Consider the following 12,480-nt stretch of genomic DNA (forward strand, 5'->3'; position numbering starts at 1 on the left):
GAGATCAACTGCTTCTATACCCATCTCACCTGAAAATGCTCGTTTCAGAGGTGTTGTGCTAGTTCAATTCTAGGCGCGTTAACGTGGAAATGGTTATTCCCTTTTAAGTTGCCGCAACAACGAAGTGGGCTTGCACAACCCCTTCTTCGATGGGCGTTTCTTATATAAAAAGCATGGGCTTTACTCTGTGTTATTGATTTTACCAAGGGAGCGACCATTCGCTGCAATCAATGCCTCGCCTACATGGATGTAGGTGCTTAGGTTCAGCATGGAGCAATGAACCTGTGACTAAAGCCCATTAAACTCCCACTGAATCCTGCATTTTCAGGTCGGATGGGTATAACTTCCGCAAATTATTTTAGGTCTGGGGAGCTAAAAGCTGCCGAAACACTCCGACAAATTACGTTCTTAACCCATTGGTGTCCTGGGTCATCATCATTTCTCTGATGCCATAACAACACATAAGCAAGTGGCATGAAATCAAAGGGAAGCGGCAGTTCTGCCAGCGGGTATAGCTTTTGGGCATGTTTAGCAAAGCTTGCTGGGAGAGTGAATATAAGATCACTATGGGCGCAAATACTAGCTGCACCATAAAAATCAGGCACTGTAGTGCTGATACGACGATGATGCCCTAAATCGGCTAAGTGATAATCTAGTGCCCACCAGTCGTTCCCTTCGCAGCGCACTTGCACGTGTGCCATCTCTAGGTAGATCTCTCGATCCCAATGACCAGCGGCTATTGCACTTAGCAATGGATGGTCTTTTCGAACAAGACAAACTTGTTCGTCGGTGAAGAGTGTTTGATGCGCTATTCCGTCTGGTAGCCTGTCTACCTGAAAAGCTGATTGTGGATGCAGATCTCGTCCAGATATGCCGAAATCTATCTGCCCTTGTTGGATTGCTAGTGTCGAATTTTCGGTCCAAACATAACTATCGAGCTTAAGGTTGGGGGCTTTAGTCAGTAGCGGGCCAATAAAATAGGGAATGAGTGTTTCATATGCACTTTCAACCATAGCAAATGAGAATTGCCTGGTACTGCTAGCGGGTTCAAAACTAGGCGGCAAAGTCAGTTGATACAAGCTCTGTAGGCTTTGTGGCAGCATTTTTCCTAGCTGCACGGCGTGAGCGGTTGGCTTCAGACCATGAGCTGTACGCAGGAAAAGAGGATCGCCTAAGGTTTCGCGCAGTCTGTTGAGGCTTTTGCTCAATGCAGACTGACTGACATGTAAACGGTTGGCTGCTCGGGTAACACTTTTTTCTTCAAGCAGTATTTGCAGTATCACCAATAGGTTTAAATCGATTCGAGCCAAATTCTCTAATTTCACTAGATATTCCTCAATGGAAATTCATTATGGAAATAATATCATTTCTGTTCATACCATAGTTTGATTAATATAGTCATGTTTCCTATATTTGAGAAAGATGATGCGTCGTAACCTATTACCTATTTTAATGTCGATGGTGGTTCTTAGTCCTTTGGCTATCGATATTTACCTTCCTTCCATGCCTGCCATGGCGGCAGATTTTTCAGTTTCTGCTAGCCAAATCCAGTCGACTTTGGTGTTGTTTCTATTTGCCATGGGTACAGGGCAATTATTGATCGGTCCTTTAGCCGATAGATATGGTAGAAGACCTGTCGCTTTAGGCGGTATTATTCTTTATGCCGCAAGTAGCATGTTGGCAGCCGTCGCTGTTGAGTTTGAATGGCTGCAGTTTGCTCGCGTATTACAAGGCTTGGCTGCTTGCTCGACCTCTATCGTAGTCTTTAGTGCGGTGCGTGATTGCTTTTCTCCAAAAGAGGGAGCTCGTTACTACAGCTACCTTAACGGCATGATCTGTGTGATTCCAGCGTTAGCACCAACGCTTGGTGGTTTGTTGGCCTTGCAGTTTGGTTGGCGCTCGACCTTTGTCTTTATGACGCTGTACGCAATTCTTATCCTAGTTTTTGTCGGCTATCGTCTGCCTGAAACTCGTCCTAAAAATACCGTCAGTTCGGGCCCACTATATCGCTGGGACCGTTATAAACCTGTGATAGTTGAAACACACTTTTTATTCTATGCCTTTGCTTGTATGGCAGGGATGGCGGCCATTTTAAGCTACGTCTCTTATGCCCCTGTTTGGTTAATAGATCGCCTTGGCGTGTCAGAGTTGACCTTTAGTGGCCTATTCGGCCTTAACGCTGCGGTTAATATCGTTGCTTGTTTTGCGGCTCCAGTGGTGATTAAAAAGCTAGGTAATCGTCCGACGGTGATACTCGCACTGGCCTTTATGCTGGTTGCTGCGGCTACCGAAGTGTTGGTACAGATATTCGGCCCTCAAACGGGGTTAGCAGCGGCATTTAGCTTTATGTTGCCAATGATGTTGCTCTGTATTGGCTTTGCGCTGTTATTAGGGCCTGCTACAAGTATGGCGTTATCTGCCTTTGGTGAAAGAGCGGGCACTGCAACTGCGATGTTAGGTTTCATTCAGATGAGTGGTGCATCATTACTGACAGGCTTAGTGCAACAAACCAGTATTCCAGCGCCTTATGCTGTGGCTTTAGTTATGGGCGGATTAGCGATCATCTTGCTCTCTATGATGGCAATGTCCCGTTTTGACCATTGGCATCAAGAGCAACATGCTTATTAAGCAACTGATGAAATTACAGTTAGCTCTGTTTTACGGCTAACGATGAAACACCCTTTGACCTGTATAGAGCAACCATCTATGCAGGTTTTTTTTGCGTGAAGCTTAATGATAGAACATAGCGAATTGGTATAAACTAAGCACTACCAAGTTAGCGCAATGAAAAAGGTTTACACTTTTGTCTCGTCCAGATTGTCCGACATGCCATTACCCATTGAAAGCATGCTTGTGTGCCAGTATTAGAAAAATGCAGGTAAAAACTGAGTTGATCGTGTTGCAAGATCCTAGTGAAGTTGGACATGCCAAAAATAGCGTGCGTTTAATGGAGCTTGTCATTCCCGAAACACAGGTATTTGTAGGTGAAACGGCGGAGGATTTTTCTGCATTAAGGCTATATTTAGCTGAGTCTGGAAAGCAGGTCTATTTAGTTTATCCATCAGAAAGCAGTGAATTGGCGAATAGCGCCTCAGTGGGTGAAGAGGTGATTCTTTTGCTATTAGATGGTACTTGGAGAAAAGCTTACAAATTGTTGAAGCTTAACCCGTGGTTAGCGGACTTTCCTGCTCTACACCTTGATCTAGAGTCAGCCTCTAATTACACCATCCGCAAAGCAAGCCGCAGTGACAGTTTATCAACTCTAGAGGCTAGTGCGATGATGTTGAAAGTGATTACTCCGTTGCAAGATGTGACTCCACTGACTGATGCCTTAGCTGCATTAGTCGAGCAAAGGTTGGCGTCAATGCCTGCAGATGTGAGAGCGCGATATAGAGATAATAAATAGAAGTAGAATTTGTGAATCAGGTCATCTAATACTCAGTAAAACCCAATTTAGGTCACGCTAATCCAGTGAAATATAGGGTTTAATAGTCATGTAAGCTATTTTAGCTAACGTTAGTGGCTGCCTCATTCACAGCTTTTGCAGGGGGCGACACTGAATTTATTCAGGTGATTGATGCAGCCATCTTTCAATGTGTTTTATTTCATTACGACTAGGATGCCTTACAAGCTTTCGCTTAGCCTGCTAAGCAGTATCGCTCAATTATTGTAATAAAGTAATTATTCCTTACGGTAAATAATAGAACAAAAACTAAGCTCGAAAGAGCAACAACCCCTAGGCTTTTTTAAGCAGATATAATGATTCTGTTGCAAACACATCAGCCGTTGCAGGCCAGCCAAAATGGTAGCCTTGGCCATATCCTTTGCCCATCTTAGCTAACAACTCTTTTTGCTCTTTAGTTTCGATACCTTCCGCGATATAACAGATATTCAAAGTCTGAGCTAATTGCACCATGGCTTTACATAGCTCTTTTCCTTGAGGCTCATGTAATCGTTGTGCAAAGCTGGAGTCAATTTTTAAGCAATCAATTGGCAAGCTGCCCAATCGACTTAATGAAGATAATCCAGCGCCAAAATCATCGATGGCTATGCCGATATTCAGCTGTTTTAGTTCACTTAATACAGCAGACATCAGGGCGGGTTTGCGGATCAGGGCAGACTCTTCAATTTCGATAATCAGTTTATCTGATGGCAACTGAGTCTGTTGTAGTACCTTGGTTAGCATTGATACAAAATCTGGGTGTTCCAGCTGTGAAGTCGAGATGTTAACCGTGATTTTGAGTGTATTACTGTACTGAGTATGCCACAGAGCCATCTGGGTACAGGCTCGCTCTAGAGCCCACAGACCGACATTGACCATCGAGCCAGTCTCTTCCAGCAAAGGAATAAACTCACTGGCCTCCAGTATATCGCCGTTACTACGTTGCCAACGCAGTAGCGCTTCAACGGCAATCGTCTCGTTGGATTCAAGATCAACAATTTGTTGATAAACTAAACTAAATTGTCCTAAGCTTTGAGCGTGCCTCAGGTCATTGAGTATATGGAGTTTTTTCTCTGCAGCTTCTCTGATTGCTGCGTTGTAAAAGCGAATGTGGTTTGGGCTCTTCTTCGCGGAATACATCGCAGTGTCAGCCATGCTCAGTAATTGATTAGCTTCGTGACTCTGCTGTGGGAATAGTGATATTCCAATACTAGTACTGAGGTAAAATTTCTGGCCATCGATTTCAAATGGTGCATCAAATAAAGAAAGAACCAGATCGGAGAAGGTTTCGATCTCTTGCTTGTTCTTACATCTTGGCAGTACTAAGGTAAATTCATCGCCACCGAGCCGAGCTATCTCAGCGTCTTCAAGGCAGCAAGTTTCTAGTCTTGCCGCAACTAATTGTAAAACCTTATCGCCTGTTGCATGACCGAAACTATCATTAATATTTTTAAAGCCATTGAGATCTAAGAACATTAAAGCACCAATCATGCTGCTGTGCTGTTTAATATCTTCAATCGCCTTATTAAGAATTTTGATAAGGTGAAATCGATTGGGTAAACCGGTTAGTTTGTCGTACATAGCTTGCTGAGTGAGCTTAGCCTCGAGTCGTTTTTTCTCGCTAATATCACTGAATAAATTGACAAAGTACACAGTGCTATCTGCATAGATCCGGCGGCAACTCTGCCAAGCGGGGAATTTTGAGCCATCTGAGCGATATTTCCAGACTTCGCCTTGCCAGTTGCCTTTCTCTTTCAAAGGATTAGTGTCGTTGAACATCGCTTCAATGCCGAGCTCATTAGGGGTTTTGGCGAGCATATGTTCAGCGCTATAGCCACAAATACGACACATGGCTTTGTTTACTGCCAAGATTCGATTGTCTTCGTTAGTGATATATACAGCTTCTGCACTGTCTTCTAGTGTTATCGACATTAGCTCTTTCGGCAGCCCTTCAAAGCCATTACTTGAGCGTGTGCGACGCTTACCTCTTCTGTCCATAGGGGTAAATTGAATCAAAATGACATCTTCATCTCTAAGCTTTACAGGGTAAAGGGTCACTTTGGTCGGCAGCTCGGTTCCTTGCTGGCTAATGTGCAGCCAGTTAAAGGCGACTATATTGCCTTTAGCGGCTTCACGGAGCTTTTGTTGGCCATACTCGACACTATTTCTACCTGATGATTGTATTCTCGGAGAGAAATCATAGGGCGTGGCATGGACAAAATTTTGTTCAACACTTTCGAAGTAACTTAAGGTTGCTTGGTTGGCTGCAAGAAAATGATATCCTTTTACGATAGCCAAGGCTGAGGGGGGCTCTGCACTATCTAGTTGAATAAGTTGCTCGGAAAGAGAAGGGGTGGAAGATGTTAGGTGAGAGTATAACTCCGACCACTTTTGCATATTCATTTTTCCCTTTCCTTCATAACATTATTCTAATGGTCGGTACTGATTAAAAGTGAATAGATCTAGAGTTTTAGATACTTTGTTCTATAAGCGTCAAAAATACCTTTATTTGACGCTTTGTACAAACTTGTTGTAACAAATTTTTGTATAAAATCAGTTTTTGATCATAAAAATGCTATGCATAAGCAAATTTATGTTTTTTTATCGACTTGTTTAACTGCTTGATAAGAGTAGGTGTAACTAAGTTGGTTGGATACGTGATGACATATTACTAATCTTTATCATAGCTTGAGTAATACGCTACAGATGAACCTTTTAACAAACATATACTAGGTGTTTCGCATCGAATTATTTTCGTGAGCGATCCCACAGTTGAAGTTCGAAGTGTAACCTTTGTTAAATTAATGTGGGTGATTGCAGTGCGGTTACGGTAATCTGAAATAGATTCAACAATCTTGAGGTGATTAGTGGGCCAATTTCGAAGCAAGATTTTTCTGCCTATTATCGGCGTTTTCACTGGTGCATTATCACTGATGATGCTGCTGTCGTATGCGATTGCCTATTGGCGAGTGACTACAGAAGTAACCTCTGATGCTGAACAGATGGTAAATTATGTAGAGCATAAGCTTAATTATGCTATGCGTAATATGTATAAACTAGAGCAATTACATTATGACAAGTGTGATGATAAGGGGCGTGCAGAGTTAGAGCGTTTCTTACTGCATCATTTTAATGGTGGACTGTTTTTTGTCAGGAGTAATGAAGCTAAGAGATTTACCTATTGCTCTGTGGTTGGTGAGATCGTTGTTGCTAAAAAAGATCGTAATTTTGAACACTTAATTTTGCTTGATGAAGTTAATCGCCAGTTTCCACTTGCAGTACTCAATTATAACTGGAAACAGCAGGATAGCCGCAGCCTGTTTCTTGGCTATATCGGCAAAAGGAATACTAGTGCTATCCGCATTACACTTGATGATAGTTATGCGTTTTTTGACCCTGACTGTACCAAATGCAGACATGTTGAAGTTAAGCTGAATAATGACAGTTTGGTTTACTCAATGGGAGATCCATTGGCGGATGTAATCACGACGATTCGAATTGAAAGTGATCGCTACCCTTTCTATGTTGCTTCTCAGGTAAATCGTAACCGCATTTTAGTTATGATGAAAAACGGCATGATATTCAGCTTGCCAGTGTCATTGTTGGTAGCATTTTTATGTGCTTATTTGTTTAAATTGCTCGAAAGATCAGAGCGATCACTTAAGCAGCGATTAAAACGGGCTATTCATCAAAGGGAGTTGATTGCTTTTTACCAACCTATTATGGATGCAGCGACTGGACGCATAGTTGGAGCCGAAGCGCTCGTTCGCTGGCTAAAGCCTAATGGAGAGGTTATCTCTCCAGCTCGCTTTATTGATGAGCTCGAACGTACAGCATTAATTAATCCGCTAACGATACAGATGCTTGAGCAGATCCCGGAAGATTTAAAGCCTATATTTACAAGTGATAGTGAATTCAGGTGCAGTTTGAATCTGGTTCCTGAGCAAGTTGAGCAAGAAGATTTTTGTCATCATGTAGAGCAGTTAGCGGCATCTGGCTTTCCTACTCAGCAGATAGCAGTGGAAATTACGGAGCGCTTGCCTTTACGAAATTTAGAGGTCGCAAACCAACATCTTGAGCGGTTGAAAGCGCTTGGGGTAATGATTGAACTCGATGATGCGGGAACAGGTTATGGCGGAGCCTCATATCTACAAGAGCTAAATATCGATATTCTTAAGATTGATAAACTGTTTGTTGATACCTTAGTGTTGTCGCCTGATAACACACCCGTGTTAGATGCCTATATACAGATGGCTAAGACTTTAGAGATGGAAGTGATTGCTGAGGGTGTTGAGAAGCAGGAGCAGTCTTTAGCGTTACTCGCTAGGGGAGTTCACCTACATCAAGGCTATTATTTTTCAAAACCTTTGCCAGCTGAAGAGTTCGTGCATTTTTGGTTATCGAAACAAAACTAACACAATCCGCACTTATTGACGATTTGATGCCGAAGGTCGGCAAGAATATGACTAAATAAGCCGATATTTTATGCAGCTGGTATAAGGTAGTATTAGCTAGCTGTCTGATTGCTATTTAAGGAATGATGAGTGACATTAGCTAAAGTATTAATGGCTGTTCTCCTACCACTTGCTTTGGGGTTAAGTGCTGACCTACAGGCAAATGACAAAAGTGACCCCGCAGTGCTAGCTGATAAGGCCGAAGAAGCAAAGGCGCGTTCTTTGACAATCGAGCAAGAGCAGTTGAAAAAAGCGCGGGATGCAGCCAATAAGAGTGCTGAACATGAAAAAGAGATGCTCGCCAAAGAGAAACAAAGAGATTGGCAAACCGAACAGCGTGAAAAAGCTCAACTGCAGTTCAATGAGCGAGAATCTAGAGAAGATAAGTACTTAAGGGAAGCCAAAGAGGCGGCTAAACTAGAGCGGAAAATACCGAAACCTTTATAACCAATACCTCTGAGGCTAATGGGAGAACTGCGTGGTTCAGTGCCCTTTGTGTGGATGTACTCATTCGGAGCTGTTTGATAGAGACAAAGCTCGGTATTATCGGCGTTGTCAGACATGTCAGTTAGTTTTTGTTCCGCCAAAGTTTCATTTGAGTGTGGCTGATGAAAAGGCTATTTATAATTTTCATCAGAACAGTGCGGCTGACAAGGGTTACAGGCAATTTCTTTCCCGCGCATTAGTACCGCTATTTTCACGACTCGCGAGCCAAGCTCAAGGACTAGACTTTGGCTGTGGTCCGGGGCCTGCTATCAGTGTTATCGCTGCTGAATCAGGTATCCAGATCAGCAATTATGACCCTTATTATTATAATGACATGGCGTTGCTGCAACAGCAGTATGATTTTGTCACCACAACAGAAGTTATTGAACACGTTGCAGATGCTTTGATGTTATTACAAAAGCTGGATAATTTGCTCAAACCTGGAGCAACATTAGTGGTGATGACTAAGCGGGTTATTGATAAAGCCGCTTTTACTCAATGGCACTATAAGAGGGACTTAACACATATCTGTTTTTACTCAATAGAGACATTTAAGTGGATTGCTGATAACTATAATTGGACGTTAGAGATTATCGACACCGACGTGGTGTTTTTTACCAAACGGATTTAAATCTGTTGCCGTTCAGCCGGCTTTGATCAATATATTTTGAAGCAGAGCGGCTATCAATCTATTGGAATTTAAATATGTTAAATAGAATATCTCTCTTCAGCTGCTTTGTCGCTGTGTTGCTATTTAGTCACATGGTGCATGCTAAACCTACGTATAACATAGAGTTTTTGAATAAAACCGAAGCAACTAACTTACTGACATTAAATGATGACTTTGTTCAACGGGTGAGCCAGTTTGATATCGATGCCAGAATGAAACAAGATACGGCTCAGTCAAAGGGTGATTACCTTGGTTTTGTAGCGCAGCAAACTTTAGATTGGACGCCGCAAGAACAACGGATCATTAGTGATGCATTTAACAGTATTAGCGCTAAGTTAGCAGAACTAAAAGTGAGCTTACCCGATCCGATTCAATTCATCAAAACCACAGGATTGGAGGAGGGCGGAGCGGCTTATACCCGAGGCCAAGCTATTATTCTACAAGCACGGCAGTTGGCGAAAAAACAGGGGGTACCTAGGTTGATAGCTCATGAGTTACTGCATGTATACTCGCGTTTTAACCCTGAGATAAAGCAAGCGCTATATCAAGCCATAGGCTATGAGTATGTCGGTGACATAGAATTTCCAACCAACTTGGCTAAGCAAAAGATTACTAATCCTGATGCGCCGGTAAATGACTTTGCAATACAAGTTAAATATAAAGGCGAGCTTGTGTGGGTTGTACCAATCCTATATTCAGACGTTGAGCAATATGATGTCAAAAAAGGCGGTGAGTTTTTTGACTATTTAACCTTTAAGTTTGTCATTGTAGGCAAGGGGGAGCAGGCGAGTAAAGCGGATTACGACCCGCAGCAAGCTGAAATCATTGCAGTGCCTGATCTGAAAGGTTTCTTTAAGCAAGTGGGACGTAATACCAACTATATTATTCACCCTGAAGAGATTATTGCTGATAACTTTGCCCTATTAGTTACCGAAGAAACTGAGCTTAAATCGCCCAAAATTCTGTTTAAGATAGAGCAAGTGTTAATGCAGCAGTGAATACTATTTTAACCAAAAGTTAGTTTTTTGGATTTTGTAGAAGGTGGTGCAAAATAACTTTTTGTACCATTACTTCAGCTTCTTCATGAGCAGCCTCTAAGATCAAGCCGTATTGCACTTGTTCTGCTTGGCCTTCAGCTTCCTGTTGGTTTTTCAAAGTGACCAAGGTTTCAATGGTTTCATTTTGTTCATCAAGCCTAACTTGCAGTTTATATTGGTTATCAAGCTCAAAGCCTTCTATCTGCTCACCGACAAAGGCGCCGCCCTTTATGGATATATCACGTAGCTCGCCTTGAGAAACCACGGCATTGCTTGTTGTACAAATTAAATTTGCAGTTACCTTGATGGGGATCCGAGAATGCTGCCTTAGCGCTACTGTTTGTAAAGCCTTAGGGTAATCAATGATAAGCCAACGGCCAACAACGGTAATGACTTTTTGAATACTACTTCTAAAGGCAAGAATATTGGCATCTTGCTCATCGCTGTTAACCACTCGCATGATTACGCTCTGCCGCTCTCTAATAAATGGAGTGGCAGCAGCCCAAGCTTTATCGTTGCCGTGAGCAAGAATGATGGAGCGGCCTGAATCCACACCAATGAGTTTACTGCGTAAGCGAATGGCTTGTGTTGGAGTCAGGACCTGCAGATGTACTTCAGTACTACAGGTTAAATTATCAAGCGCATTAAAATCATTTTCAGTTGGCATAGTCAGGCCGTTGCTTAAGAATCTTTTGATTCAAGCTAGCATAAAAGGTTGCTGCTGTTGATATTTATAGAGTATTTTTTAGTCGTATTGACAGCTTGATGATTTGAATCGCAGAGTTAGATAAATGGCAGGATGCCCATTTGAGTTAACAAAAGTATCAAAGTGTTTACCGAACGTTACAAATAAAAGATAAGCAAATTTGATTTTCAGCACGAATTGCTTTTTTATATCAGCTGAATTAGGTCATTTAGATAATAAAAACTGCTATTTGCAGTGATATTTTTTGTAATGACGACATAAGTGCTCAAACAAGGAGCGAATAATGAAGCGCTATACAAAGGCATTGTTACTGTCAGTGGGTATGCTATTTACAGCATCTGCTGTGCAGGCAACGGAAGCCAAAGATATTCAGAGTTTTACTCTGGATAACGGCATGAAAATAATGGTGTTAGAAGACAGCTCGATCCCTAACGCTAATATGTACCTATTCTGGAAAGTAGGTTCGCGTAATGAGGTGCCAGGTATCACAGGGATATCACACTTTTTTGAGCATATGATGTTCAATGGCGCTAAGAAATATGGCCCAAAAATGTTTGACCGCACCATGGAAGCGGCTGGTGGTGCAAACAATGCTTACACCACTGAAAACCTAACTGTATATACAGATTGGTTTCCAGCCAATGCGATTGAAACCATTTTTGATCTAGAAGCAGATCGCATCGCAAATCTCGATATTAACCCTGAAATGGTTGAAAGTGAGCGCGGAGTAGTAGCATCTGAGCGTCTGACAGGTCTTGAAAACTCCAACTGGCGCAACCTACAAGAAGAGCTAAAAGGTGCAGCATTTAGAGCGCATCCATACAGCTGGTCGGTGATTGGCCATGAGTCAGATATTGCTGCTTGGACATTGGATGATCTGGTTCAGTACCATAAAACCTACTACGCACCTAACAATGCTGTTGTCGTAATTGCGGGCGATGTAAAGCTTGCCGAAGTGAAGCGTCTAGCAAACCAATACCTTGCACCTATTCCAGCACAAGCTCCTCCAAGAGAGGTGAAAACCGTTGAGCCGCTGCAGAAAGGTGAGCGTAGAGTCTATGTTCAAAAAGCGTCGGTGAGCACACCTAATGTAATGCTCGGTTACCATGTGCCTGCAACTTCAAATGCTGATTACTATGCACTTGATCTATTGTCGTCTATTTTAACCACTGGTAACAGCTCACGAATGTATCAAGGCTTAGTTGATAAGCAGGTGGCAATTGAAGTTGAAACCTATATGCCAATGTCTTTCGACCCGAACCTATTTTATGTGATGGGCGTGGCGAATCCTGGTATAACAGCAGTCGAACTTGAGAAAGGTATGATCGCTGAGATCAACCGTATCGGTCGCGAAGGTGTCACTGAGCAAGAGTTGGAGAAAGTTAAAAACATCAAATTGATGGGCTTCTATCAAGCGATGGAAACGATTAATGGTAAAGCCAATACAGTTGGAACCTATGAGCTGTTCTTTGGTAGTTACGATAAGTTGTTTAATGCCCCTCAAGAATACAACAAGGTAACGCCTACGGATATTCAACGTGTGGCGCAAACTTATCTAAAGCGTTCAAATCGAACTGTTGCTGTACTGGCTGCTACTGAGGAGGCTGACGAATGAAAACATTAATCAACAGAGTCACTAGATTGTCAGTTTCTGCGCCTTTGGTCGTGAAAACAAAGCAACTTGT

General features: G+C 42.4%; 10 protein-coding genes. 7 read left to right on the forward strand and 3 right to left on the reverse strand.

Annotated elements, in window-relative coordinates:
* Positions 1-353: 353 nt before the first annotated feature.
* Positions 354-1,325 carry a LysR family transcriptional regulator gene (locus tag L2730_RS09095; RefSeq protein WP_248974301.1) on the reverse strand — a complete coding sequence of 324 codons (972 nt, stop codon included), beginning with the start codon at positions 1,323-1,325 and terminating at the stop codon, positions 354-356.
* Between the two features lie 100 nt (positions 1,326-1,425).
* Here L2730_RS09095 and L2730_RS09100 point away from each other — a divergent pair, with 100 nt between their 5' ends.
* Positions 1,426-2,628, forward strand: coding sequence for a multidrug effflux MFS transporter (locus L2730_RS09100; protein WP_248974425.1), 1,203 nt, complete (start codon positions 1,426-1,428; stop codon positions 2,626-2,628).
* A gap of 175 nt (positions 2,629-2,803) precedes the next feature.
* Positions 2,804-3,406, forward strand: a complete 603-nt coding sequence (locus L2730_RS09105; protein WP_248974302.1) for a tRNA-uridine aminocarboxypropyltransferase — start codon at positions 2,804-2,806, stop codon at positions 3,404-3,406.
* A gap of 330 nt (positions 3,407-3,736) precedes the next feature.
* On the opposite strand, the gene L2730_RS09110 is transcribed toward L2730_RS09105, so the two are convergent.
* Positions 3,737-5,839, reverse strand: a complete 2,103-nt coding sequence (locus L2730_RS09110; RefSeq protein WP_248974426.1) for an EAL domain-containing protein — start codon at positions 5,837-5,839, stop codon at positions 3,737-3,739.
* 470 nt (positions 5,840-6,309) lie between these two features.
* Here L2730_RS09110 and L2730_RS22050 point away from each other — a divergent pair, with 470 nt between their 5' ends.
* The 4 genes from L2730_RS22050 (at position 6,310) to L2730_RS09130 (ending at position 10,050) form a co-directional block, all read left to right on the forward strand.
* Positions 6,310-7,857: an EAL domain-containing protein gene (locus L2730_RS22050; RefSeq protein ID WP_248974303.1), complete on the forward strand. Its 1,548-nt coding sequence runs from the start codon at positions 6,310-6,312 to the stop codon at positions 7,855-7,857.
* Positions 7,858-7,986: 129 nt separating this feature from the next.
* A complete protein-coding gene (locus tag L2730_RS09120) occupies positions 7,987-8,343 on the forward strand; it encodes a hypothetical protein (RefSeq protein WP_248974304.1) in 357 nt (118 codons plus the stop codon).
* 31 nt (positions 8,344-8,374) lie between these two features.
* A complete protein-coding gene (locus L2730_RS09125; RefSeq protein WP_248974305.1) occupies positions 8,375-9,013 on the forward strand; it encodes a class I SAM-dependent methyltransferase in 639 nt (212 codons plus the stop codon).
* Positions 9,014-9,087: 74 nt separating this feature from the next.
* Positions 9,088-10,050: a hypothetical protein gene (locus L2730_RS09130; protein ID WP_248974306.1), complete on the forward strand. Its 963-nt coding sequence runs from the start codon at positions 9,088-9,090 to the stop codon at positions 10,048-10,050.
* A 19-nt stretch (positions 10,051-10,069) separates the two neighbouring features.
* On the opposite strand, the gene L2730_RS09135 is transcribed toward L2730_RS09130, so the two are convergent.
* Positions 10,070-10,756, reverse strand: a complete 687-nt coding sequence (locus L2730_RS09135) for a PilZ domain-containing protein (protein WP_248974307.1) — start codon at positions 10,754-10,756, stop codon at positions 10,070-10,072.
* Between the two features lie 322 nt (positions 10,757-11,078).
* Between L2730_RS09135 and L2730_RS09140 the strand changes: the two genes are divergently transcribed.
* Positions 11,079-12,410: a M16 family metallopeptidase gene (locus L2730_RS09140; RefSeq protein ID WP_248974308.1), complete on the forward strand. Its 1,332-nt coding sequence runs from the start codon at positions 11,079-11,081 to the stop codon at positions 12,408-12,410.
* Positions 12,411-12,480: the final 70 nt, after the last annotated feature.

It is taken from the genome of Shewanella kaireitica (assembly GCF_023284045.1).
In the GTDB taxonomy this organism is placed as follows: Bacteria; Pseudomonadota; Gammaproteobacteria; order Enterobacterales; family Shewanellaceae; genus Shewanella; species Shewanella kaireitica.

Coding starts and splice junctions, on each gene's coding strand:
- L2730_RS09100 (WP_248974425.1), top strand. CDS start 1,426: ATGCGTCGTAACCTATTACCTATTTTAATGTCGATGGTGGTTCTTAGT.
- L2730_RS09110 (WP_248974426.1), bottom strand. CDS start 5,839: ATGCAAAAGTGGTCGGAGTTATACTCTCACCTAACATCTTCCACCCCT.
- L2730_RS09130 (WP_248974306.1), top strand. CDS start 9,088: ATGTTAAATAGAATATCTCTCTTCAGCTGCTTTGTCGCTGTGTTGCTA.
- L2730_RS09135 (WP_248974307.1), bottom strand. CDS start 10,756: ATGCCAACTGAAAATGATTTTAATGCGCTTGATAATTTAACCTGTAGT.
- L2730_RS09140 (WP_248974308.1), top strand. CDS start 11,079: ATGAAGCGCTATACAAAGGCATTGTTACTGTCAGTGGGTATGCTATTT.